The organism is Aeromonas sp. HMWF015 (assembly GCF_963878965.1).
In the GTDB taxonomy this organism is placed as follows: domain Bacteria; phylum Pseudomonadota; class Gammaproteobacteria; order Enterobacterales; family Aeromonadaceae; genus Aeromonas; species Aeromonas veronii.
The window spans coordinates 1-24,411 of the sequence record NZ_CAWNZT010000374.1; the positions used below are offsets into that span (position 1 = coordinate 1).

Annotated in this window: 24 protein-coding genes; 6 read left to right on the forward strand and 18 right to left on the reverse strand. The window is 60.8% G+C overall.

From position 1 onward, the window contains the following. Positions 1–600 (reverse strand): RluA family pseudouridine synthase (locus AACS18_RS19275; protein ID WP_181363332.1); only part of this gene is annotated, 600 nt, incomplete at its 3' end. 221 nt (positions 601–821) lie between these two features. Between AACS18_RS19275 and rihA the strand changes: the two genes are divergently transcribed. Continuing rightward, on the forward strand, positions 822–1,757 hold the full coding sequence (gene rihA / locus AACS18_RS19280) for a pyrimidine-specific ribonucleoside hydrolase RihA (protein ID WP_108588242.1): 936 nt from the start codon (positions 822–824) through the stop codon (positions 1,755–1,757). 33 nt (positions 1,758–1,790) lie between these two features. Beyond that, positions 1,791–2,258 (forward strand): hypothetical protein, encoded by a 468-nt coding sequence (locus AACS18_RS19285; RefSeq protein WP_005337958.1) that lies wholly within the window; start codon positions 1,791–1,793, stop codon positions 2,256–2,258. A 186-nt stretch (positions 2,259–2,444) separates the two neighbouring features. Here the strand turns inward: AACS18_RS19285 and AACS18_RS19290 are convergent, their stop codons facing one another. From AACS18_RS19290 to AACS18_RS19300, 3 genes are all read right to left on the reverse strand, one after another. After that, positions 2,445–2,741 carry a winged helix-turn-helix domain-containing protein gene (locus AACS18_RS19290; RefSeq protein WP_108542019.1) on the reverse strand — a complete coding sequence of 99 codons (297 nt, stop codon included), beginning with the start codon at positions 2,739–2,741 and terminating at the stop codon, positions 2,445–2,447. After that, on the reverse strand, positions 2,738–3,268 hold the full coding sequence (locus tag AACS18_RS19295) for a DUF1523 family protein (RefSeq protein WP_005337948.1): 531 nt from the start codon (positions 3,266–3,268) through the stop codon (positions 2,738–2,740). Before AACS18_RS19295 ends, AACS18_RS19290 begins: the two co-directional genes overlap by 4 nt. 175 nt (positions 3,269–3,443) lie before the next feature. Further along, on the reverse strand, positions 3,444–5,066 hold the full coding sequence (locus tag AACS18_RS19300; protein ID WP_108542020.1) for a methyl-accepting chemotaxis protein: 1,623 nt from the start codon (positions 5,064–5,066) through the stop codon (positions 3,444–3,446). A gap of 232 nt (positions 5,067–5,298) precedes the next feature. On the opposite strand from AACS18_RS19300, the gene AACS18_RS19305 reads away from it, so the two are divergent. Next, positions 5,299–5,931, forward strand: a complete 633-nt coding sequence (locus tag AACS18_RS19305) for a LysE family translocator (protein WP_108613048.1) — start codon at positions 5,299–5,301, stop codon at positions 5,929–5,931. Between the two features lie 292 nt (positions 5,932–6,223). Here AACS18_RS19305 and AACS18_RS19310 read toward each other — a convergent pair whose 3' ends face one another. The 8 genes from AACS18_RS19310 to AACS18_RS19345 all read right to left on the reverse strand — a co-directional run bounded on the left by AACS18_RS19310 (position 6,224) and on the right by AACS18_RS19345 (position 13,576). Further along, a complete protein-coding gene (locus AACS18_RS19310) occupies positions 6,224–7,432 on the reverse strand; it encodes a cation:proton antiporter (RefSeq protein ID WP_108542021.1) in 1,209 nt (402 codons plus the stop codon). Positions 7,433–7,463: 31 nt separating this feature from the next. After that, positions 7,464–8,567: a beta-N-acetylglucosaminidase domain-containing protein gene (locus tag AACS18_RS19315; RefSeq protein WP_108588244.1), complete on the reverse strand. Its 1,104-nt coding sequence runs from the start codon at positions 8,565–8,567 to the stop codon at positions 7,464–7,466. 43 nt (positions 8,568–8,610) lie between these two features. After that, positions 8,611–10,338, reverse strand: a complete 1,728-nt coding sequence (locus AACS18_RS19320) for a potassium/proton antiporter (RefSeq protein WP_108541387.1) — start codon at positions 10,336–10,338, stop codon at positions 8,611–8,613. Between the two features lie 279 nt (positions 10,339–10,617). Further along, on the reverse strand, positions 10,618–10,764 hold the full coding sequence (locus AACS18_RS19325) for a hypothetical protein (RefSeq protein ID WP_005337933.1): 147 nt from the start codon (positions 10,762–10,764) through the stop codon (positions 10,618–10,620). Continuing rightward, positions 10,761–11,450 (reverse strand): M15 family metallopeptidase, encoded by a 690-nt coding sequence (locus tag AACS18_RS19330; protein ID WP_108613049.1) that lies wholly within the window; start codon positions 11,448–11,450, stop codon positions 10,761–10,763. The genes AACS18_RS19325 and AACS18_RS19330 overlap by 4 nt, the downstream gene beginning before the upstream one ends. Then, positions 11,447–12,574, reverse strand: a complete 1,128-nt coding sequence (gene dapE, locus AACS18_RS19335) for a succinyl-diaminopimelate desuccinylase (protein WP_108613050.1) — start codon at positions 12,572–12,574, stop codon at positions 11,447–11,449. The genes AACS18_RS19330 and dapE overlap by 4 nt, the downstream gene beginning before the upstream one ends. Positions 12,575–12,593: 19 nt before the next feature. Further along, positions 12,594–12,944 (reverse strand): ArsC family reductase, encoded by a 351-nt coding sequence (locus AACS18_RS19340; RefSeq protein ID WP_005337930.1) that lies wholly within the window; start codon positions 12,942–12,944, stop codon positions 12,594–12,596. Positions 12,945–13,261: 317 nt separating this feature from the next. Further along, the gene (locus AACS18_RS19345; protein ID WP_181363333.1) at positions 13,262–13,576 is read right to left on the reverse strand and encodes a hypothetical protein; all 315 of its coding nucleotides are present in this window, start codon (positions 13,574–13,576) and stop codon (positions 13,262–13,264) included. A gap of 285 nt (positions 13,577–13,861) precedes the next feature. Here AACS18_RS19345 and dcuC point away from each other — a divergent pair, with 285 nt between their 5' ends. Both dcuC and AACS18_RS19355 read left to right on the forward strand, forming a co-directional pair. Then, complete coding sequence (dcuC, locus tag AACS18_RS19350; protein ID WP_005350454.1) at positions 13,862–15,238, forward strand: C4-dicarboxylate transporter DcuC; 1,377 nt, start codon at positions 13,862–13,864, stop codon at positions 15,236–15,238. A gap of 134 nt (positions 15,239–15,372) precedes the next feature. Continuing rightward, positions 15,373–16,512, forward strand: a complete 1,140-nt coding sequence (locus AACS18_RS19355) for a M20 family metallopeptidase (RefSeq protein ID WP_108613052.1) — start codon at positions 15,373–15,375, stop codon at positions 16,510–16,512. A 138-nt stretch (positions 16,513–16,650) separates the two neighbouring features. On the opposite strand, the gene AACS18_RS19360 is transcribed toward AACS18_RS19355, so the two are convergent. The 4 genes from AACS18_RS19360 to asnS form a co-directional block, all read right to left on the reverse strand. Beyond that, a complete protein-coding gene (locus AACS18_RS19360; protein ID WP_108613053.1) occupies positions 16,651–17,307 on the reverse strand; it encodes a hypothetical protein in 657 nt (218 codons plus the stop codon). 173 nt (positions 17,308–17,480) lie between these two features. Continuing rightward, positions 17,481–18,824 (reverse strand): anaerobic C4-dicarboxylate transporter, encoded by a 1,344-nt coding sequence (locus AACS18_RS19365; protein ID WP_005337916.1) that lies wholly within the window; start codon positions 18,822–18,824, stop codon positions 17,481–17,483. A 374-nt stretch (positions 18,825–19,198) separates the two neighbouring features. After that, positions 19,199–19,954, reverse strand: a complete 756-nt coding sequence (locus AACS18_RS19370) for a substrate-binding periplasmic protein (protein WP_108613054.1) — start codon at positions 19,952–19,954, stop codon at positions 19,199–19,201. A gap of 110 nt (positions 19,955–20,064) precedes the next feature. Next, a complete protein-coding gene (gene asnS / locus AACS18_RS19375) occupies positions 20,065–21,465 on the reverse strand; it encodes an asparagine--tRNA ligase (RefSeq protein WP_042055583.1) in 1,401 nt (466 codons plus the stop codon). A 200-nt stretch (positions 21,466–21,665) separates the two neighbouring features. On the opposite strand from asnS, the gene AACS18_RS19380 reads away from it, so the two are divergent. Beyond that, positions 21,666–22,010 (forward strand): hypothetical protein, encoded by a 345-nt coding sequence (locus tag AACS18_RS19380; RefSeq protein ID WP_005359354.1) that lies wholly within the window; start codon positions 21,666–21,668, stop codon positions 22,008–22,010. A gap of 9 nt (positions 22,011–22,019) precedes the next feature. Here AACS18_RS19380 and AACS18_RS19385 read toward each other — a convergent pair whose 3' ends face one another. Continuing rightward, positions 22,020–22,832, reverse strand: a complete 813-nt coding sequence (locus tag AACS18_RS19385; RefSeq protein WP_005350472.1) for a HAMP domain-containing protein — start codon at positions 22,830–22,832, stop codon at positions 22,020–22,022. A gap of 176 nt (positions 22,833–23,008) precedes the next feature. Then, on the reverse strand, positions 23,009–24,283 hold the full coding sequence (gene bioA, locus AACS18_RS19390) for an adenosylmethionine--8-amino-7-oxononanoate transaminase (protein WP_108613055.1): 1,275 nt from the start codon (positions 24,281–24,283) through the stop codon (positions 23,009–23,011). Positions 24,284–24,411: the final 128 nt, after the last annotated feature.

Below are 24,411 nucleotides of genomic sequence, written 5' to 3' on the forward strand. Positions count from 1 at the left end.
ATCGCAGCCGAGGATGGGGTGGCCCAGCAGCTGACTGTGGATGCGCAGCTGATGGGTGCGACCGGTCTGTGGTACCAGTCGTACCCGGGTCAAAGGCACGGTCTGCCCCTGCATCTGCTGCTCCAGCCGCTCAATCACCTGATAGCGGGAGCGGGCGGGTTTGCCACTGACGGCGCAGATCTTCATCAGCGGGAAAATCGACGGATCCTTGGCGATAGGGGCGTCGATAACTCCTTCGTCGTCAATCAGATGACCGCACAGCAGGGCGCTGTAGGCCTTGCTCACCGCCCGCTGACTGAACTGCTGGCAGAGCAGGGCATTGATGGCCTTGTTTCTGGCCACCACCATGATGCCTGAGGTGCCAAAATCGAGGCGATGCACCAGGGTGCAGCCGGGGTAATCCTGCACCAAGCGATAGTGAACCGAGTCGAGGTTTTGCGGATTCTTGCCCGACAGACTCAGCAGGCCGCTCGGCTTGTTGATGAGCAGCAGGTGTTCATCTTCGAACAGGATCTCGATGGCGGCACTGCAGGGCGGGGCGATAAAGGTGTCGAGGATAACGGACATAGGTGGCACAGGTTGGAAACGGGGTGCGATCATACCCGAACCGGCGCGGCCGGGCGAATGGGCGGTGCGCTGCCTCGGAAAATGAACGGGATGCGCCACACAACCTCTTGATAATGAGCTGCTTTGAGCGAGGCGGTGTGCAGTACAAACCGCTCATGTCAGCAACAAGGCCCCGTTTTGTGACCCCTTCCCGAGTTCATCCGAGGCTTGCTTGTTAAGGTATGGCTCCCTGTTATGTTGTAAGGAGTCTCTCCATGGCACTGCCCGTTATTCTTGATTGTGATCCCGGCCACGACGACGCCATCGCCCTCATTCTGGCGCTGGCCAGCCCTGAACTTAAGGTGCTGGCGGTCACCACCAGTGCGGGCAATCAGACGCCGGACAAGACCCTCAACAATGCCCTGCGCATCCTCACCTTGCTGGGGCGGGACGATATTCCGGTGGCGGCGGGGGCACCGAAACCACTGGCCCGCGAGCTGATTATCGCCGACAACGTTCACGGCGAATCGGGCCTCGATGGCCCCAAGCTGCCGGATCCCGCCTTTGCACCGCAGGGGATGACGGGGATTGAGCTGATGGCCAAGTGTCTGCTCGAGAGCCCGCAGCCTGTGACCCTGGTGCCGACTGGCCCGCTCACCAATATCGCCCTGCTGCTTGCGGCTCACCCCGAGCTAAAGAGCAAGATCGCTCGCATCGTGCTGATGGGGGGCGCCGCAGGGGCCGGCAACTGGACACCAGCGGCGGAATTCAATATTTATGTGGACCCGGAAGCGGCCGATATGGTCTTCAAGTCGGGCATTCCCATCACCATGTGCGGCCTCGATGTGACCCACGAGGCGCAGGTGATGGACGAGGATATCGAGCGGGTACGCGCCATCACCAATCCGGTGGCCCAGTGTGTGGCCGGTCTGCTCGATTTTTTCATGATCTACCATCGGGACCCCAAGTGGGGATTTGCTGGCGCACCGCTCCACGACCCCTGTACCATTGCCTGGTTGCTGGCTCCCGAGCTGTTCCATGGGGTCGAGTGCCGGGTCGATATCGAGACCCGAGGGGAGCATACCGTGGGGATGACGGTGGTGGATCGTTATGGTCTGACCGGCAAGCCAGCTAATGCGCTGGTATTGTTGGGGCTGGATCGTCCGGGCTTTATCGATCTGCTGGTGACGCGGCTGCGGGCGTTTGACTGATCGCCGGTTCGTTTTTGCAAGAAGGGGCGGGGAATGTGGAAGAGAGGCTTGGTGCTGCTGGCCGGGTTGCAACTGACGGGTTGTGCGACGCCATTCGAGCGGATGTGGCAGGGGCTGGCGACCTGCGAGTTTACCGATCTCTATGTGGATGAGACGGGCAGGCCCGCCAATCTACAACTGGCCAACTACACCCCCTACAAGGTGAGCGATGGCTTTGCCTGGTACAAGGTGCACGAGGAGCTGCACGGCTTGCCGGTGGTCGGCTTTATCGTGCCCGCCTCCAGCTTTGAAGTGCATGCCCTCTTTGTCGATACCCCCATTGCCAATGCCCGCCGGTTGACCCACAACGCCTACGGCAGCGAGTTTGGCGACGAGCAGAAGCATGACGAGGGCTTAGCCCCTCTGCTTTTGCGCGATCCCAACAACCCCAAGCGCTCCATCATCGACTGCACCCGAGGCGAGTCTGACGGGGAGCTTGAGGATTCGGCCATGCCCGAGTAGGGCGACCTGTCGCGTCATCGGCCTGAAAAAAGAGGGGCCAGCCTTGCCGGCTGGCCCCTCTTTTTTATTGTTGCTTAGCGCCTTGATCAGGGATAGCTCAGCGTCTTCTTGATAAGAGGTAGCTAGGCCTTGATCCATGCCGGATTGCAATAGGTTACCCAGTCGCAGGCCTGACTCGACATCATTTCAGGGATAGCTCAACGTCTCTTTGATAAGCGGCAGTTGAGCCTTGATCCACGCTGGATTGATGGGCCCCCAGTCGCTGATGCGGTAGTGCCCCTGCAGGTGGCGAGCCCCCTCGGTCTGCTCGAAGGCGCAGCTGATATCGAGTTCGGCCAGTGCGCTTAGAGTATCCTGCGCGGTGCGGCGCGGCATGCCGGTCGCCTCCATGATGGCAGGTACCGTATCCGTGCCCTGGCTGATCAGCCAGGCCACGTAGAGCCGCCGGTAGAAGCTGGTGCGGGTCTTGCTCGGCTCCATCAGATCTCATCCTCGAGACGATCGAAGTAGCGCCAGGTTGCGATGGCGGCTTTGCCCATCACCAGTGCCCAGAGGCCGAACCAGAACCAGCGGAAGAAGCTCCAGGTGGAGGCGTCAGGCTCAGTGCTCTCAATCTTGGTGACGTTGGGGAACATGGAGAACATGTTCACGCGCCAGCCGTAGGAGGTGATGATGGCCAGGCGTTTCTCGAACTCCATGGACTTGGCCTTGGCTTGGACGTCGGCGGCGTTGAACTTGAAGTAGAAGGGCCAGCCCCACTCGGTATCTTCATTGCGAAACACCCGGATCTTCTCGCCGGGGCGCTCGGTGTAAATGTAATAGACGTCGGTGGTGGGGCCGTCAGCCGGGTTCTTCTGGCTGATAGGGCCATCCTTGTCGGTGCGCTTCACCTCGACCCCTGTGATGGTAGCGATGGTGTGCTCCGGCAGGTAGTAGTCGAGCCAGGCGGCGGAAATGAGGGCGATGAGCCCCAGGGCGATAAAAGCGGGTTTCTTGAATCTCAGGCTCATGGTGTGCTCACGTGAGGGGGAGTAACGTGCCTCTACCATACCGATATTTGACAGGGCAGCCCAGCCCCTTATGGCACCAACGGCCAAAAAATGGCGTTTAAAACAGAGACAAAGCCATTGCTCCATCAACAAGAAAGGCCCTTACGGGCCTTTTTGTCTGGTTCACTTTGTGCGCTTACAGCTGGAATTGGGCCAGCTGCTTGCGTTGCTGCTCGGCGAGCAGGGAGAGTTCGTTGCTGGCACTGGCGCTCTGGCTGATGCCGGAGGAGCTCTGGCTCACGATCTCGTGAATATTGCTGATGTTGCGGTTGATGTCGGCGGTAACGCAGGACTGCTCCTCGGCGGCGGTGGCGACCTGGGCGTTAGCGTCGTTGATCTGGCGCACGGCACCGGTAATGCCACTCAGCAGATCCTGCACCTGAGCCGACAAGCGCTGGTTATGACTGAGGATCTCCAGGGTCTCCTGCACGCCGTTGTTGGCGGATTGGGACTGGCTCTGCAGCCGCTCGATGATGGCCTGGATCTCCTTGGTGGAGTCCTGGGTGCGGGCAGCCAGCATTCTTACCTCGTCGGCCACGACTGCAAAACCACGTCCCGTTTCACCGGCACGGGCCGCTTCGATGGCGGCATTGAGCGCCAGCAGGTTGGTCTGTTCGGAGATCCCCTGAATCACTTCAATTACCTTGCCGATCTGCTCGGACTGGGATTTGAGCTGGGCCACGATGGCGGCGGCATCTTCCAGACTGCCTGCCATCCGGCTGTTGGCGGCGATGCTTTCGGTAAAGAGGGCGAGCCCCTGTTCGACACGGCCATTGGCATCCCGTGCCAGCTCATCGGCGACGGCGGCGTTGTGGTTGACGTTGTCAGCGGTGCTGGAGAGTTCGGTCACGGCGGAGGCGACCTGTTCGATCTCGCTGTGCTGCTGCTTTGCATTGGCCTCGGACTGGGTCATCACGGCGGCCAGCTCGGTGGCGGCGGAGGCGACGCTGTTGCTGATCCCGGTCAGGTTCTCGATGGTGCTACCAAGTTGCCCCAGAGTGAGGTTGATATCTTTGGCCAGACGGGTCAGCTCGTTGTTGCCCTCCGCTTTGGCGCGCACGTTGAAGCGCCCTTGCGCCACGGCGTGCATCACCTCTTGTAGCTGACTGATGGGGCTGACGATGCGACCGGAGAGAACCCAACCGCAGATCAGCGCAGCCAGCAGGGTACCGGCGGTGAGCAGCAGGGTTCGCAGCAGGGTGGCGTCGTAGTGGGCCTGCTCTTCTGCCAGCTCTTGCTGGATCAGCTGGTTGATGTGGGCGGACATGCTGTCGATCTGCTTGATCAGCTGTTCACCCAGCTCGCGGAAATGGAGGCGGGCCGCCTCGTAGGCGACCGGATCGCCGCCACCCTGATGCTTTTGCGCCAGCAGCGGCAGCATGTTGCTGCGGGTATGGCTGAGGTAGGCCTGCAGGGCGGCAGCGACCTGCCGGTTATCCTGCTCGGCACCGGGGAGCACCAGACGGCCGAGGATGGCGTTGATCTCCTGCTCGGCGCTGTTGAGGTTTGCGGGCAGTGCGGCAAACAGCTTGGCATCGTAGAGGCCATAGATGGCGCTGGTGCGCAGCCGGTAGGTGGCGTGGATCAGTTTGGCAATATCGTCCTTGTGCTGGACCACGCTCTGGGTCGTCTCATCTATGTCATTGATGGCTTCATCCAGACCCTGTTTGCTGATGGCGATCATCACCATCATCAGCAGGCTGGCCAGCAGCAAAGGTATCAAGACCTGGACACGTATTGATAGATTATTCAATGACATAAATGGCTCTAATCCGGAATTGGAGGAGCCGACATCTTACACATGCACGTCAGGAGCTGTCACAGGCTTTTATTGCTGAAATGTGCTGAAGAAAAGGTTTTTCCTTGTGAGAAAGGAGCCATTTAGGCATGATTGAGCGCTTTATCCCCTGAATATGTGGTACAACTGGCTGGGTTGTGTCAATCCTGTCCCGTTTTCGTGATTTTCCGCTCTCGTCATATGGAGGTGTGTTGTGTCCAGCTGGATCGATCCGGCCATTCTGGCTCTGTTTATCCCGACCTTTTTCTTTGTCTCGGTGACCCCCGGCATGTGCATGACCCTGTCGATGACCCTGGGGATGAGCCTGGGTGTGCGCCGAACCCTGCACATGATGTGGGGGGAGCTGATTGGGGTCGGGCTGGTCTCGGTGCTGTCGGTGATCGGGGTAGCCGCCATCATGCTCAACTATCCGGGGATCTTCGCCGCCTTCAAATATGTGGGGGGCGCCTATCTGATGTGGCTCGGCATCCAGATGTGGCAGGCCAAGGGGAAGATGGCCATTCCGGCGGATCTCTCGGCCGGTCAGCAGACCAGCGCCATGGGGCTGGCGGTGCAGGGCTTTGTCACCGCCATCGCCAACCCCAAGGGGTGGGCTTTCATGATCTCCCTGCTGCCCCCCTTTATCTCTGCCGACAAGCCGATGGCGCCGCAGATCAGCGCGCTGGTGGCGCTGATCCTGGTCATCGAGTTCTCCTGCCTGCTGCTCTACGCCAGCGGTGGCCGCACCCTGCGCCACTTCCTCGCCAAGAGCGGCAACGTCACCCTGATGAACCGCATTGCCGGTACTTTGATGCTGGGGGTGGGGGTCTGGCTGGCGCTAGGTTAAGAGCCGTCTGTGACCCACGCCACGAAAGAAAAATGCCACCGGTCGGTGCAATGCTGTTCACTTAAGAGAATTTGAGTTCCAGTCCACGTAGTATCAGGACAAAAAAGCGAGGGAGGCATGATGCCTCCCTCTTTCTATTGCAAGCCTCGCTGGATAAAGGCTGGAGGAAGATCGACTGGACACAGCCTTGCCCCCCCCAACTCAAATCTAATTTATGAATAATCAGTCAATAAAGTGCTTATCTGAACAGCATTGCACCGGTCGGTGGCATTTTTTATGGGCGCAGGGTGGCTCAGCGCGGTTTGAAACGCTCGACCCAGGGGTTGGCAGTGAGGCCGTGCAGGATGACGCTCAATATGATGGTGCAGAGCACGGTGGCGATGATGGGGCGCTGACCTATCAGGGCTGGCTCGTTTTGCTGCACCATTACCGCAAAGACGATGCTGGCAAGGCCCCGTGGCCCGAACCAGCCGATAAAGAGCTTGAGCTCGGGCTTGAGGCCGGTGCCGATGAGGCTCAGCCAGACCGGTGCCATCCGCAGCAGGGTGAGGCTGGCAACGGCATAGAGCCAGTATTGCCAGTGCAGCAGCTCCGGCAGGATGGGCATCAGGGTCGCGCCAAACACCATCCAGATCACCACAGAGAGCAGGTCACCATACCCTTCACAGCTATCCATATAGGCGTGCTTGTGCTCGCCCAGGCGGTGGCCGATAAAGAGACCGCCGACAAAGGCGGCGATAAAGCCGCTCCCCCCGAGAGTCTGTGCCAGCGCAAAGCAGAGCAGGGCCAGCCCCGGCATGGTGAGCTGGCGCCAGAGCGGCAGTTGCCAGCCGTTGAGATAGGAGATTTTCAGCAGCCGGATGGTGAGGCTGGTCAGCACAAAGGCGACTAGCAGGCCAATGCCGATCTCCTCCAGCATCAGGGTGATGGCAAGAGTGGCGGTGCCTGCGTGCTGCTCTGTGGGGGCGATAAGAGCCAGCAGCAGAAGCAGTACCGGTACGCAGATGCCGTCGTTGAGGCCGCTCTCCTGATTGAGCCCTTCGCGCACCGGTGCAGGCACCGCGGGGTTGCTGACCACTGCCTTGCCGAGCGCTGCATCGGTGGGGGCAAGAATGGTGGAGAGGATCGCCATCTCCAGCAGTGGCAAGTCGGGGAAAATCCAGTGGCCAAACAGGGCGCCACAGACCAGGGTGAGGGGCAGGCCAATCAGCAAAAGCCGGATAGGGAGCTGGCGGTTGGCCAGCAATACCTGCCAGTTGGTGTTGGCGGCATCGTTGAACAGCACGATGACCAGCGTCAGCTCGGCCAGCAGCTTGATGCCGGCGCTGTCGATAGAGAGGGAGAGCAGCTCCAGCCCTCCCGGCCCCAGCAACCAGCCGGTCAGCAGAAAGAGCAGGGGGCCGTTGACCAGTTTTGACTCGAAGCGCCCCGCGATCAGGCTGTAGATCAGCAAGAAGGCGGCGATCACCGCCAGATTCTGGTAAAGCAGGTGTGCATCCATACAACCTCCTTTCTGCCCCGCAGGGGGCGGTTTAGTCGGTCAGGCAGTCGGGGTCGAACACATACTCCCCGTCCAGCCAGCGCACTATTTCGTCGACGCAGGCTTGATCCCGAAACGGCAGATAGCGCGCCTTGAGGGCGGCAATCTGCTCTGGGGTGAGCTGTGCCAGCCCCAGATCCTGAAACAGCGGCAGGTCGGCTTCGATCATCGCCGAGATCTGCGGGCCGCAGGTGGCGTTGAGGGCGGCATGCAGCGCCTTGTCGGGGTCGTACTGCTTGCCGAGTCGGTAGCTCATCGGCAGGGTGGCGAGGGGCAGGGCGGAGAGCGCCGCCTGTTTCATCGGGTTGACCGCGTGGCCAGAGACCAGCTCTGCCAGCTCGGCAGGGCGATTCTCGAAAGCGCGCAGGTGCAGGTAGCTGCTCGCCTTGCTGCCATCGTTGACCGGGTAGTTGTCCCACAGGAAGGGCTTGCGGCCGAGCAGTTCGGTCACCTGCTTGAGGTGTACCGCCGGATACTCGGTCGAGCAGACCTTGGGGCCTGTCCAGAAAATCTCGAAACGGCGGTCGAGCTGCTCGCCAAGCTCCTCCAGATAGCGGGGGGGCATGGTGCCGAACACCTTCTCCAGCACCGGATCGGTCGAGTAGTAGCTGGGGCAGAAGATGAGGCGGGTCGCCTTGCTGTGGGCCGCGATGTCGTGGGCGATGGTGAGCTGGTGACGGGCCAGATCCGGGGTATCCCCCTTCATGTCGTCAAACAGCACAGCCAGAATATCGGGCTGCAGCATCTCGTCGATGAGGCGCACTTTTTCAAGCAGCGCCGGGCGCTTACGATCGTAGTCGTGATGCGCCCCCATGGGGCTCAAGCCCACCCCGAAGGCGAGCCCGTTGGCGCGGCACTGGCGCGCCAGTTCGGCGAGATCGGCCAACTGCTGCTCGGGCCAGGGGAGGGCCCAATGCTTGCGCAGATAGCCATCCTCTTTCGGTGCATAGATATAGAAACCGTAACCGTGGCGTGGCAGCCACTGGGCGTAGCGGGCGCGGGCCTGCCAGCTCCATCCCTTGCCAAAAAAGCCTTCAATCACCCCCAGATTGGCTGCGGGGGGCAGGGGGCCGGACAGCAAACTTTGATATGGCATAACTCTCTCCCTTCTTGCTGGGGACTTGATACGGGACGGTCGGTCAGACCGGGTCCTCTTCCTGAAAGCGCACCCCGATCTTGCTCGGCACGCTCTCGTCCATTTCGGCCACGGTCCAGATCAGGCCCTGCCATTCGATGTTGTCACCGACCACCAGATTATCGCCCAACTGGCTGGCAATAAAATCGCCCAGTGTCTGATCCGCCACCTCGCTCACATCCAGCCCGTAGAGAGGGGCGAGATCCACCAGCCGTGCCGCCGCTTCCAGCAGGAAGTCACCGAAGAAGCGGGGGCCGAGATCCTGCTCCGGCGCCTGACTGAACAGCTGGCCGAGGGCGGGGAGGTCACGCTCATGGCCAATCACGCAGAGAATGTCATCGGCCTGCAGACAGGTACTGCCCGAGGGGTGGAGCAGCTCGCGGCCACGAAACAGGGCACAGATCCGGGTGCCGGCGGGCATCTGCAGATCCCGCAGCGGCGAGCCGATGCACCACTTCTCCTCCCCCAGCTGGTAGACGAAGGTCTCCCACTGGCTGTCGAGATCGATCTCGAGCCCCGAGCGGTTGATGGGCGACGGCGGTGCCGGTACCTCCACCCGCGCCAGTTTTGAGGCCAGCGGTAGCGAGCTGCCCTGTAAAATCAGTGAGACCAGCACCACGAAGAAGGCGACGTTGAAGTAGAGCTGAGCGTTGGGCAGCCCCGCCATCATGGGGAACACTGCCAGAATGATGGGCACCGCGCCGCGCAGGCCAACCCAGGAGATAAACCAGCGCTCGCGGGGGGCGAAGTTCTTGAATGGCAGCAGCCCGATCCAGACAGACACCGGGCGGGCAAACAGGATCATCCACATCGCCAGCGCCAGCGCGGGCAGGGCGATGGGCAGCAGTTTGTGGGGTGAGGCGAGCAGCCCCAGCACCAGAAACATGCCGATTTGGCTGAGCCAGGTCAGACCGTCCAGCACCGACAAGGTGGTGCTGCGACTGCGCAGGGCGAGGTTGCCGAGCAACAGACCAGTGAGATAGATGGCGAGAATGCCGCTGCCACCGACCGCCGTGGTGAGGGCGAAGATCAGTAGGCCGCCGCTGACGGTGAGCAGCGGATAGAGTCCCGGCGCCAGACGGGCTGTGTTGATGAGACGCCACAGCAGCCAGCCGCCGCCAAGGCCAATCCCGGCGCCCAGCCCGAACTGCTTGACCAGTTGCAGCAGCAGGAAGCCCGCATCCAGTCCTTGCTGGGCGGTGGCGAGCACCTCGATCAGGGTGACGGTGAGAAACACCGCCATGGGGTCGTTGCTGCCTGACTCTATCTCCAGCGTCGCGCTCACCCGCTCGTTGAGGCTGCGCCCGCCGAGCAGGGAGAAGACCGCCGCCGCATCGGTGGAGCCGACGATGGCACCGATCAGCATCCCCTGCATCAGGTTGAGGTCAAACAGCCAGGCGGCAGCGAGCCCCGTCAGGCCGGTGGTGATAGCCACCCCGACCGTCGCCAGCGACAAGGCCGGCCAGAGCGCCACCCGGAACGAGGAGACCCGGGTGCGCATGCCGCCGTCGAGCAGGATGATGGCAAGCGCCAGGTTGCCCACCAGATAGGCGATGGAGTAGTCAGCGAAGTGGATGCCACCGGGGCCATCCTCACCGGCCAGCATGCCGACGGCGAGGAAGATAACCAGAATGGGAATACCGAGGCGGGAAGAGAGGGCGCTCAACAGTACGCTGGCTCCCACCAACAGGGCTGCGACAAAAAAGAAACTGTTGATGGTAGCGGCATCCAAGGGCGAACTCCTTCCTGGTAATGTGCAAAGTAGGCACATTATATGCAGTTAGGCCCCCCTTGTGTGGCTTATTTGTGCATCAATTTGCACTTTCTTACATTTTTCATCCCTTTTTTCAGCATGGCCGCGCCATATTCTGACAGTGACGGGGTTAACGAAAGCGGAGTCAAAGGAGCGTCGATTTCAGGATGCGCAGGGAGGAAAGGGCGGGGAAAAGCGAAACGGCACAGCAGAGGGAGAGGGGAGCACAAGGGCGCTCCCCACGGGATGGGGCGGGATTCAGTCGTCCTCGTCATCCTTCACTTCGCGGATCTTGTCCTTGTAGTTGGGCAACTGCTTCTCCAGCCGTTTCATGTCTTTGATGGCATTGAGAAACAGCCCGAGCAGGAACAGCAGCGGCAACCCTATCCACAGCCAGAGATTCATGGGATTTTCCTTTCGTCAGGACAGGTGGTGACATAACGGGCCAAAATTTCATCAAGGTTGGCCAATATGGTCGACTTGCCTTCAATATCCACCTGTTGCAGACAAAGCGCCAGTGCCGCGGGATCGAGCCGCTGCTCATCGGACTCCAGCGAGAAGCTGATATGCCAGGGCTCGTAGGCGACCCCGCTCTCTGCCCCGACCGGCTTGGCATAAGGGAGGAAGAAGCCGAAGTCGCTCATGTGGTCGCTGAGCCACTCGCTGAGATCTGCAAACCAGCCCCCGGCTTCATACTCCCACGGCTCCAGCGCCAGTTTGGTATCGGCGGGCAGGCAGTCGGGGTCGTAGATATCGAGATCCGTCCCCCAGTGGTGACGGCTGGTGCCGGGCAGGGCGCTCCAGCGCAGGATGGCGTGCAGCCGCTCTGTCTCGCCCAGTTGCAGGGCATCAATGGGCTCGCTGTTGGCATCGAGCAGCGGCCGTTCGCCGCGCCACTTGCCATTCCAGATGGCGAGCTGGCGCTCGAAGCTGCGCCAGCTGGAGGCTGCCTGCAGGTTGAACCCCTCATAGGCGGCCGCCACCTGCATATCGTTGAAGGCCGCCGCGGTGGCGGCGGTCAGACGATGAGGGCCGCGCCCCACCAGAATAAGGTGGCTCTCGTCGAGCCCCAGCAGTTGTTCCTGCGTCATGCCAACAATCTCTCGAGCACCCCTTGGTACATGTTCGCCAGCAGATCCAGATCGTCCGCCTTCACGCACTCGTTCACCTTGTGAATGGTGGCGTTGACGGGACCGAGCTCAATCACCTCGGCGCCGGTGGGGGCGATAAAGCGCCCGTCGGAGGTGCCGCCGGTGGTGAGCAGGGCCGGTCGCTGACCGTTCACCGCTTCGATGGCCGCCACAGCCGCATCGAGCAGCGCGCCGGTGTCGGTGAGGAACGGTTGGCCGGAGAGGGTCCAGCTCAGCTGATAATCCAAACCGTGTCTATCCAGCAGCGCTTCGACCCTCTCGCGGATATCCATGTCGGTCAGTTCGGTGCTGAAGCGGAAGTTGAACTGGACGTGCAGCTCGCCCGGAATGACGTTGGAGGCGCCGGTGCCGGCCGAGATGTTGGCGATCTGGAAGCTGGTGGGCGGGAAGTAGGCATTGCCCTCATCCCACACGGTGGCGGCGAGTTCCGCCAGCGCTGGCGCGGCTTTGTGAATGGGGTTGTCCGCCAGATGGGGATAGGCGACATGGCCCTGCACCCCGCGCACCAGCAGATCGCCGGTGATGGAGCCGCGGCGGCCATTTTTCACCACATCCCCTACCACGGCGGTAGAGGAGGGCTCGCCGACGATGCACCAGCGGATCTTCTCGTTGCGGGCCTCCAGGGTGTCGATCACCCGGGTGGTGCCATTGATAAAGGGCCCCTCCTCATCGGAGGTGATGAGAAAGGCGATGGACCCGGTGTGATCCGGATGCTCGGCCACGAAGCGCTCGACCGCCACCACCATGGAAGCCAGCGAGCCCTTCATGTCGGCGGCGCCGCGCCCGTAGAGTACGCCATCCTTGATGGTCGGGTCGAACGGCGGGGTGTGCCATTTCTCCAGCGGTCCGGCGGGCACTACGTCGGTGTGGCCGGCGAAGCAGAACAGTGGCCCCTCGCTGCCGCGGCGGGCCCAGAGGTTGGTGGTGTCTTCAAACACCATGGGCTCGATAACAAAGCCGAGTTTGGCGAGGCGCTCCGCCATCAGGGTCTGGCACCCTTCATCCAGCGGGGTAACGGAGGGGCGGCGGATCAGATCCTTGGCCAGTGCGATGACATCCGACATCAGTTGTCCTTAGTTGTCCTTAACGGGAGAAGAGGGATTGATAGTGATCGGCCTTGAAACCCAGGGTCAGCTCGCCGTCACGATCCAGCAGCGGGCGCTTGATCATGGCCGGATGTTCCAGCAGCAGGGCGCGCGCCTTGGCGGTGTCGAGCCCCTGTTTGGCCTCATCCGGCAGGGCGCGGAAGGTGGTGCCGCGACTATTGAGCAGGGCTTCCCAGCCGAGTTTTGCCAGCCAGCTGTCCAGATCGTCCGGATTCAGGCCGTCGGCGCGGTGGTCGTGAAAGCGGTAGTCGATACCGGCCTCATCCAGCCACTTGCGGGCTTTCTTGATGGTGTCGCAGTTCTTGATGCCATAGAGGGTGATGGCCATGGGGAGTCCTTCTCTTGTGGGCGCTGGCCGTGGGCCGCGTCCCGAAAATCCGAATCAACAGAGTGCAAGGGCCCGATTCTGGCATTGTGGCAATCCCATGGCAACGCCGATGGTCCGGCTCGCGGGTTTTACCGGGACTGGTCACACCTGAACGGCGATTTTGAGATCAAGATCAGAAGCAGTGCGGTGGGTATACCCGATGGGATGGTGATTGTGGAGAAAAGCCGCTATTGCAGGAGAAAAAGAGAAAGGGCAAACGCCAGATAGCCAAAACGCGCCAGCGGGCGCGTTTTGGTCGGCATTATCAAGCATGTCAATCAGTGCAGGGTGGTCCACTCATGGTCAAAGACCCGGGCCCGTTCCCAGGGTGCATCAGGCTGGCTGGAAGAGAGGCCAGTGTATTTGCCCACGTCGTCCACCACGATGGCGGAGAGGATCGGCAGGTTGTTTTCGGTGCAGTACATGCGGATGCGTTGCAGCAGGGTGCGCAGTTCATCCTGGCACTGCTCCAGCCCGGCCTGCTTGGCCAGTTTGGAGTAACGAATGGTAGTGCGTTCCTTTGCAGACTCGACGAGGATGTCCCACAGCTTGTAGTCGCAGGTCGAAGCACCTGCGGTGGCTTGGCTTGTCATAACTCTCTCCGGCGCGAAATGGTCGCTATATGTCGAAGCGCATCTTCGCCAGTTCGGCGCCGTCATATGTTGATCCAACGCAAAAAAGAGGGGAGTCGCGTCACACAATTCCCGGATATGGGGTGATAAAGGTTTTTCGGCAGTTGAAATAACGAAAAATTGTTACATGACCGACATATTATGCTAATGAATCACGGTGACGGCACCTTTATTGATAGGGATCAAAGGCAAACAGTGGTCAGATCACTAGATTTCGCTCTTCGATAAATTTATCAGGAGTGAATATTGGAACTTTTATTCGTCTTGCTCGTTCTGGTCGCCGTGGTCTACGGCATCATCAAGGATTACAACCCGCAGGCGGTGCTGGCGCTGGCGGGCATGGCCATTTTTGCAGTGGCCTACTGGTTGGGGTTGCACCCTATTCTCCCCGCTGACAAGAGCACCGGTTTCGCCCTGTTCGACCTGTTCGAAGTGTTCAAGGGGATCTTCTCCTACCGCGCGGCGGGCCTCGGCCTCACTATCATGGCGGTGGCGGGTTTTGCCACCTACATGTCCCATATCGGGGCCTCCCAGGCCCTGGTGCGGGTGGCGGTCAAACCGGTGGCGGGCATCCAGTCCAGCTACCTGATGCTCTCCATCTGTTATCTGGTGGCGGTATTCGTCTCCCTGTTCGTTACCTCCGCTACCGGCCTTGGCCTGCTGTTGATGGTCACCATGTATCCGGTGATGCGCAACCTCGGTATCAGCCCGGCCTCCGCTTGTGGCGTCATCGCTACCTCCCAGGCGTTCGAGATTGGCCCGACCCAGACCAACGCCATCTTCTCCGCCGGTCAATCCGGCATGGATCCGACCAGCTATTTCGTTGACTACCAGATCTGGCTGGTGGCCCCCATGCTGCTGGTGACCATGGTGCTGCACTTCTTCTGGCAGCGTCACTGCGATCGCAAGGATGGCTGGGATCCGGCGCTCCATCGCGGCGATCACGCCGAGCTGGACGAGCAGGGCACCGAGAGCGTGCAGGCGCCTACCTGGTATGCCTTGCTGCCAATCATCCCCTTCGTGCTGATGATGACCTTCTCCAAGCTGCTGGTTAGCGACATCAAGATGAGCGTGGAGGTGGCCATGCTGCTGTCGGTCTTTATCGGCATGCTGTGCGAGCTGCTGCGTAGCCGCTCGGTGCGTACCGCATTCGCGGGGCTGTCGAGCTTCCTCGATGGCATGGGCAAGGTGTTTGGCCCCGTGGTGGCGCTCATCGTCTGTGCCGAGCTGTTTGCCGAATCCCTCAAGGCCATCGGCGCCATCGATACCCTGCTGCACTCTGCCAGCAATGCCGGTATCGGCAGCGGTCTGATGACCCTGGTGATGGTGGCGCTGATCATGGTGGCGGCGGTCATCATGGGCTCCGGCAATGCGGCGTTCCTCAGCTTCTCGACCCTGGCACCGGCGGTGGCGGCCAAGTTTGGCGTGCCTGCGGTGACCATGCTGCTGCCGATGCAGTTGGCTTCCAGTATCGGCCGTACCGTCTCTCCCATCGCGGCTGTGCTGATCGCCTGTGCGGGGATTGCCAAGGTATCGCCCTTTACCGTGGTCAAGCGCACCAGCGTGCCGATGGCGGGGGCGCTGGTGACGGCGCTGACCCTCAACTATCTGCTGTTTATGTAGTGATGTGGGTTATGTAGTGGTGTTTGGAATTTACCGGTCGGGCGGGTGGCATGGCTGCCCGCCTTTTTCTCACTGTGTCGCATTGTTGCAATAGACGATCGGCCATCAATGCTGATTGTTGCATGGAGAAGATAATGACAGTTGTAAAGAGCCCGTTTTCCCTCGATAACTATCTGGCCGATCTGGCCCCGCTCATCAACCTCGATTGCGGTACTCGCACCCCGGCCGGGGTGGCGAAAGTGGCCGACATCATGACCGAGAAATATGAGGCCATCGGCTGGCAGGTGACTCGCCATCCGTTCGCTGCCGAGTGCGGCCCCTGCCTCGAGATAACCAATGCGCCTAGTGCCGATCACTACGACGTGATGCTGTGCGGCCACATGGATACCGTCTTCCCCGAGGGGACGGCGGCCAAGCGCCCGCTGAAAATCGAAGGCAATCAAGCCTTTGGCCCCGGCGTGTCGGACATGAAGAGTGGCCTGCTCTCTATCTGGTATGCCCTCAAAGAGATGGATCCGGCATTGCTTGCCAAGCTCAAGGTGCTGGTCTGCTACAACTGCGACGAAGAGATTGGCTCCCCTTGGTCGAAAGATTGGCTGGTGGAGAAGGCCAAACAGAGTGGCTGCGTGCTGGTGGCCGAGGCAGCCCGCCCCAATGGGGATCTCATCAGCGCCCGCAAGGGCAATGCCAAGTACCGCATCACCTTCCACGGCAAGGCGTCCCACGCCGGTTCGGCCCTCACCGAAGGGGTCTCTGCCATTACAGAACTCGCTCATTGGGTGCTGGCCATCAACGAGCAGGTCAACATGACCACGGGCACCACCATGAACGTCGGCGTGGTACAGGGCGGCACCGGTGTCAACGTGGTGCCGGACTTTGCCGAGGCGATCGTCGATCTGCGCTTCTGGAGCAACGAAGAGGCCGCTGCGGTACACGATCGGCTCACCTTTATGGCCAACAACCCCTTCCTCGCGGGCTGCCGGGTCGAGGTGGATCGCCAGACCTTCAAGCCGGCGATGCGCCCGAGCGGTGACACCGAGGCGCTGATGGCGCTGGTGGAGGCGGCAGCCAAAGAGGAGGGGATCCCCTTCAACTGGCTGGAGGCCGGTGGCGGCTCGGATGCCAACTTCACCGCCGCCGCAGGTGTGCCGTCGCTGGATGGCTTCGGCCCCATGGGGGGCGGTTTCCATTCGGAGGCGGAGTTCCTGCTGCTGGAGAGCATCGAGCCGCGCATCCGCCTGCTGCAACGGGTGCTGGGCAAGCTGGCGAAATAAGCCGGTTTATCCCTTGTTCGGGTAGTCATTGCCCGCTCAAAACTGGTCCGTTCAAATCCAAACGGGAGGCTGTTGCCTCCCGTTTTTTTATCTCGATTTTTCGCGCGCTGAGTGAGCGGGCCAGATGGCCTGAGGCCGTTACCCCTGTGGCTCGGCCAGATAGGCCAGATGATCCTGGCGCGCCACCTGCCAGCCATCGAGGCGCAGCGGGGCCGCAAAGCCCGGGCCGTCAGTCACCATGGTGTGGTACTCCCCCTGCTCGCCGCAGGCATCGAAGCCTTCACGCTCGGCCAGTTGCTGTAACTCGGCGAGGGTGGCGGCATCAAGGGTGAGTCCAGTCCACTCGGGAGCCAGCACCCGGGTATCGACGCAGGAGAGGTGGGCGACGATGCCGCGTGCCAGCAGATCCGCCAGCAGTGCCTCGCGGGAGAGTTGCCAGAGCGGCGTATGCACGGTGATACCAAGCGGGCGGCAGCGCTCGCGGATCCAGTTAGGCGCACCGCCCACGCTGTCGATATCGCCGGTGACTACGCCATCGAGTTGCCACTCCTCCTTGAGCCGTGCCAGTGCCCGCTCATAACCGAGATCGAACGGCGCTTCTATGGTGACCAGCAGATGGGGCAGCTCGAGGGCTTCCGCCTGAAGACGCACCAGCGGCAAAGGATGAGCGAGAAATCGGGGCTCTGGCGGCGCAAAGGTGGCCAGTGCCACCACCTGATGGCCCGCTTGGCGGGCATGACAGAGGGCCAGCATGGCATCTTTGCCACCGCTCCAGAGCAGGATGACGCGAGACATGGATGAGATTCCGATGGTGAACTAGGGGGCATGCTACCCAGCTGCGGGGGCAGAGGTAAAGGCATAGTGTCCGGAAATGGTGGCGGGGAAAGGGTTGGGGTCACAGAGCGGGAAAAAAGCAGGCCCCCGAAGCGGGGGCCTGTATTGCAATAGCGTGGTAAACGCCGCTGCGATTAGAGCAGGATGCTGGTGAGGATAAAGCCCAGCGAGCAGGAGGTCACCACCCCGATCAGCCCCGGAATGATGAAGCTGTGGTTGATGATGAACTTGCCGATGCGGGTGGTGCCGGAGCGGTCGAAACCGATACAGGCCAGATCGCTCGGGTAGGTCGGCAGCACGAAGTAGCCGTAGCTGGCCGGCAGGAAGGCGATCAGCAGCTTCGGCTCCACACCCAGCGCCAGACCCATGGGGGCGATGGCGGTCAGGGCGGCGGCCTGGCTGTTTACCAGCTTGGAGATGAGGAACAGCACCAGGGCGTAGGTCCAGGGCTGGGCTTGTACCACATGGGCCAGAGTCTCTTTGAGCAGCGGCATGTGGGCCTGGAAGAAGGTCTCACTCATCCAGGCAACCCCGAATACGGAGAAGATGGCGACCATGCCTGCCTTGAAGACGGCACCGTTGGCGATCTCGCCCGGCTTGACCTTGCAGCGCATCAGGATGATGGCACCGGCGATCAGCATCATCATCTGGATCACCAGGTTCATGGAGAGCGGGCCAGTTTTGTCCTTGATGGTGAACACCGGACGCAGACCTTCGTTGGCACCGAGCAATACCACGGCAGCGATGGCGGCGAAGAAGATCCAGGTAGACCAGTAGGCCTCTTTCGGGAACTTGGTGTTGAGCAGGGTTTCACCACCGCCGTAGATGAAGGCACGCTGCTCCGGGTCTTTGATCTTGGCCTGGAACTCTTCGTCCTTGTCCAGATCCTTGCCGCGACGCAGGCTCCACAGGGCCGCCACGATGACACCGGTCAGGGAGGAGGGGATGGCGATCATCAGGATGTCGAGCAGGCCGTAAGCCTGACCGATACCATGACCGGCCGCCAGAATGGAGACCATGGAGACCACGGCAACGGAGACCGGGGAGGCGCAGATGGCCATCTGGGAGGCAACGGAGGCCACGGCCATCGGGCGCTCGGGACGGATGTTCTTCTGCAGCGCGATGTCAGCGATGATGGGGAACATGGTGTAGACCACGTGGCCGGTACCGCACAGGAAGGTGAGGGTCCAGGTGGTGAGCGGCGCCAGGATAGTGATGTATTGCGGGTGGCGGCGCAGCAGACGCTCGGCCACTTGCATCATCAGGTTGAGGCCACCGGCAGTCTGCAGGGTGGCGGCACAGCCGATCACCGCCAGAATGGTCAGCATTACCTGAACAGGCGGTTCGCCCGGCACCAGGCCGAAGACGAAGGTCAGCAGGAAGAGACCGATACCACTGATGAGACCGAGTCCCATGCCCCCAAAGCGGGTACCCAGCAGCAAGCAGCCGAGTACCACTAAAAATTCCATCAAGATCATTCCGTTACCTCGTGTGATTCAACCCATATTGCCGCGGGTAGCCTGAACCATGAATTGTCATTGTCTGTTTTATTTAGCCCAAAAGGGTTAGTTGCTATTCTGCTCCCCTGAAAAAGTGAAAAAATTGAGTTACTTCAATAACTCGATGAATTTTTGATTAAACCACTTAAAAACCACGCACTAACAAAAACATCATTTTTGTCACCAAGTGGTATCACTCGGGGCCAAGCCATCGGGTGGTCATGGTGGCAGCACAGAGCGGCAACAGAGCTGCAGGGGAGGGACATAAAAAGGGCTCGATTGCGGCAGAAGAGGGTGAAAAAACCAGCGCTCAGGCTATTTTTGCCAACAAGGGCTGACTTCGGCGGGTTGGCTCATTTGGCCGCAGGTGCTTGCTGCAGATAGCGGCGCTGATAATCCTCGCTCAGCCTGGCAATATCGAGTCTGGCAATGGCCTGTGCCACCCGTTGCTGCAACGCCTGCTGATCGGGACGAAACATGATGTGCAGGCTCTTGTGTTCGAGGATCTTCGGGTGAAATTGCAATCCGGCGCTGATCAGCTTGCGATCATGGTTGATGAGCCAGTGAAAGACATCCCTATCGATCACCGCCAGATCGAGCCGGTCGCGCTGTAATTTGCGCAGGTTGAGCAGGTCGGAATCGACGGCGGCAGTGTTGAGGCGCTTGCTGACCATCAGAGCATCGAATTCCTGGGTGTTGACGTACCCCTCCACCACGCCGATCCGGTAGGGGGCGAGATCCGTGAGCTGCTGCCAGGGGATGGGGGGGCCTGAGCGCTGCGCCATGCCCAGCACGCTGTCGCCCACGCTGGGGGAGCTGCGCCACAGGGTCGGCAGGGTGTCGGAGAGGTACTCGGGAAAATAGCCGCTATAAGGCTGGGTCGGGTCGACCGCCAGCCGTACCGCCCGCTGCCAGGGGTAGAAGTCGAACGTCACCTCCAGTCCCGCTTCGGCAAAGGCGCGCTTGACGATATGACCGGTGAGGCCGCCATCGGGCAGGCTCTGGCTGGTGTAGGGGGGCCACTCCAGGGTGGTCAGACGAACGGGCTCGGCCCACAGTTGAACAGGCATGCAGGACAGCAATAGCGAAAGCAGCAGGCGATATCCCATAGGCGACGAGTTCCTTGTGCCGATTGATCCTGAGTATCACCCATAATGGTGACAATAAAAAAGCCGACCCACAGGTCGGCTTTTGCAATGCAGTGGCAAGATGCCGCTGATCAGAACTCGGCGGTACGCGGAGTACGCGGGAACGGGATCACGTCGCGGACGTTGCCCATACCGGTCACGTAGACTACCAGACGCTCGAAGCCCAGACCGAAGCCGGAGTGCGGGACTGTGCCGTAGCGACGCAGATCGCGGTACCACCAGTAATCTTCCTTGTTCAGGCCCATCTCGGCCAGGCGGGCATCCAGCACGTCCAGACGCTCTTCACGCTGGGAACCACCGATGATCTCGCCGATGCCCGGTGCCAGTACATCCATCGCGGCAACGGTCTTGCCGTCGTCGTTGAGGCGCATGTAGAAGGCCTTGATATCTTTCGGATAGTTCTTCACCACCACCGGAGACTTGAAGTGCTCCTCGGCCAGATAGCGCTCATGCTCGGAGGAGAGATCGATACCCCAGGAGACCGGGAACTCGAACTTCTTGCCGCAGTTTTGCAGCACTTCGATGGCGTCGGTGTAGTCGATCTGGGCGAAGTCGGAGGAGACGAAGCGCTCCAGACGGCCGATGGCATCCTTGTCTACGTGCTGGGCGAAGAACTCCAGATCGTCGCGACGCTCGGTCAGTACGGCGTTGAAGACATACTTCAGCATGGCTTCGGCCAGGGCGGCGTTATCTTCCAGATCGTTGAAGGCCACTTCCGGTTCAACCATCCAGAACTCGGCCAGGTGGCGGCTGGTGTTGGAGTTTTCAGCGCGGAAGGTCGGGCCGAAGGTATAGACCTTGGAGAGTGCGCAGGCATAGGTTTCGGCGTTCAGCTGGCCGGATACGGTCAGGAAAGCCTCTTTGCCGAAGAAATCTTCGTTGTAGTCCACCTTGCCGGCGTCGGTGCGCGGCAGGTTTTCCATGTCCAGCGTGGAGACGCGGAACATCTCGCCGGCACCTTCGGTGTCAGAGGCTGTGATGAGCGGGGTCGCAACCCAGAGGAAACCCTCTTCGTGGAAGAAGCGGTGGATGGCTTGCGCCAGGCAGTGACGAACGCGGGTCACGGCGCCAACGATGTTGGTGCGCGGGCGCAGGTGGGCCTGTTCACGCAGGTATTCGATGCTGTGGCGCTTGGCGGCCATAGGGTAGGTGTCCGGATCTTCGACCCAGCCGACTACCTTCACCTCGGTCGCCTGCAGTTCGAAAGCCTGGCCGCTGCCCTGAGAGGCGGCAACCACGCCGGTCACTTCCACGGAGCAGGCAGTGGTCAGACGCAGCACTTCATTCTCGTAATTGGCCAGGGTATTGGGGACAACTGCCTGTACCGGATGGAAACAGGAGCCATCGGAAATGGCCAAAAATGAGATCCCCGCCTTGGAATCACGGCGAGTCCGGATCCACCCTTTGACAGTTTGGGTGGTGCCGACCGGATACTTACCGGCCAGCACATCTACTACGGATGCGTGCGTCATCGAAATATTGTCTCCAGCTTGTTCTTGCAGCGCTATTTGCAACACTAGGGAGTCTGGCCCGGGCACAGATGGCCCACCATGGCAGACTAAGCCGTCAATCTTACCCGCGCGGGTTTGATAAACAAGCAAAAATGTCGGACTCTGGTGGGGTTTTCGGCATGGTTCACTCAACAAGAGTGTCACGGGCGCAGGAGAGGTGGGTGAAAGATCGGCGGCATGGGCCAGATTGGCTGACACGGGTGTTGCAGGGGCTGGTGATGCTCTGCTGGGGCGGCTTTATCGTGCTGCTTTCCCTTTACCACTATGCCCGGCCCGAAATTGCCTACGGTTTTCTGGTCTATGGCGGGATCGAGGTGCGCGATTATTGGGACCCGGCCCTTACCCCCTGGTTGGTCTACGGGCTCTGGAGCTGCTGCGCCCTGACGCTGGCGGTGTTGCTGCTGGAGCGCAAGCGCAGCCGCCGTCAGGATGACTCCCGGCATGTCAATCTGGCCATCCTGCTATTGGTGCTGATCGCCAGCTTGCTCTTCTACTACGTCGGTTAAGCGTTCGTCTTAGCGGGGCTGATCCGGCTCCTGCCTGCTGGCCTTGGTGCGTTTGCCGAGCTGGCGCTCCACACTATCGAGCATCTGGTTGTAGGCCACCGCCACCCGGCCAATCTCGTCGCCGTCATCCCCCTCCAGCCGGTGTCCGAAGTCGTGCAAGTCAGTGGCCTCTTCCATGGAGCGGGTCAACTGGTTGAGAGGGCGCACGATCCAGGTACGGATGACCCAGAGGGTCAGCAGCAGTCCCATCCCGAAGATGCCGGTGAGGATCAGCGCCGAGGTGAGAATATTCTGCTCGACCCGGGTAAACAGCGAATCGAGGGAGTAGTCAAAGCGCACCGCACCAAGCACGGTATTCTCCGGCACCAGATGACAGCTGGTGCAGTCGGTGCCGCGAAAATCCTTCTTGGCCAGCAGCGGCCGGGTCACCACCAGACGGCTGTGCATGCCGTTGTGCACCACCTCCAGGCTCCCTTTGCCCGCCAGTGCCAGCTCATCAAACTCATCCTTTACCTGTTCGGTTTCCCGTCCCGGCCCGAACTGTTTGCTCACCGCGTCGCCACGGACGATGCGGGCATCCTCCACATGGGCATGGTCGAGAAACTTGCCGCGCAGGGTATCGCGGGCATCCATCTTGCCGGTCAGCATCAGCATGTTGAGGCCGTCGAAATAGGCTTCGGTCTGCTCGCGGCTCTGCTCCTTGATGAGGGTCAGGATGAGATCGCGCTCGCGCACTGCCTGATAGGCTGCGGAGAAGACCAATACCATGGAGAAGATGAAGAGCAGGAAAAAGTTGATTTTGGCAGCAATGGAGAGGCGCATGAGCAGTCTTTCTTGATGGTAAAACCGCAGCAGTTTACCCCTCTTGGGGCCTCAGGTCTGGTGTTTTGCTCACATTACGGCAAGTGAAACTGCACTGAAGTGGATAAAGTTGTCCTCTTTATATATCAAATGCCGGTAGTCAAACGGGCGGCAGCGATGGCCGCCCGCTGCATGCATTAAAACTCGCCTTCGGCGATGGCCTGACGGATGGCGCCGGTCAATACCCGCAGATCTTCAGGGGTGATGACGAACGGGGGCATCAGGTAGACCAGCTTGCCAAAGGGGCGGATCCAGGCGCCCAGTTCGACAAATTTGCGCTGGATGCGCGCCACATCCACCCGCTCTTTCATCTCCACCACCCCGATGGCGCCGAGCACTCGCACATCCGCGACCGCCGGGTGCAGGGTCAGCTCTACCAGTTCTGTTCGCAGCTGATGCTCGATGGTGCGCACCCGCTCCTGCCAAGGTGAGGTCAGCAGCAGATCGATGGAGGCGTTGGCCACCGCGCAGGCAAGCGGGTTGCCCATAAAGGTGGGGCCGTGCATAAAGACGCCGGCCTTGCCGTCACAGATGGTATGGGCGACATGCTCGGTTGTCAGGGTCGCCGAGAGGGTGAGGTAGCCGCCGGTAAGCGCCTTGCCCAGACACATGATGTCGGGGCTGATCCCCGCCCAGTCGCAGGCAAACAGCTGGCCGGTGCGGCCAAAGCCGGTGGCGATCTCGTCGGCAATCAGCAGCACACCGAACTCGTCACACAGGGCGCGCACCCACTGCAGGTAGCGGGGGTGATAGAAGCGCATGCCGCCAGCGCCCTGCACTATGGGCTCAAGCACGATGGCGGCGATCTCCTCGTGATGATCCGCCATGAGTGTCGCCAGCTCCACCACGCACTGCTCGTCCCACTCGGCGTGGAAGCGGCAGTTGGGGGTTTCGACAAAGTAGTGCTCTGGCAGGAAGCCCTTGTAGAGCTCATGCATGCCGCCATCGGGATCGCAGACGCTCATGGCGCCAAAGGTGTCGCCGTGATAGCCGCTGCGCAGGGCGACAAATTTGGCTCTGGGCGTTCCCTTGGCGTGCCAGTACTGCTGCGCCATCTTGAGCGCCACTTCCACTGCCACCGAGCCGGAGTCGGCCAGAAATACCCGATCAAGCCCCTTTGGAGTGAGCTCCACCAGTTTGCGGCAGAGCTCGACCGCCGGGGCGTGGGTAAGGCCGCCAAACATCACGTGGGACATCTTGCCGAGCTGGGCGGTGGCGGCGGCGTCCAGTTCCGGCACCTGATAGCCGTGCACGCAAGCCCACCAGGAGCTCATGCCATCCACCAGTTCACAGCCGTCGCTGAGGGTGATGGTCACCCCTTTGGCGCTGGCTACTTCATAGCAGGGCAGGGGGTGAGTGAGGGAGGTATAGGGGTGCCAGATGTGGTGCAGGTCGAATTCTTGATTGGTCATTTGTTGTTCTGTTGTAAATTGGTTTGATCTGGTCGGTGTTGACAGTCTACGCGTGCTCTCTACACTAGCCAACAATTTCAGCCACTTGGCACTGCGCATCACCTTGAGCGCGCGGGCCCGGCGGCGGG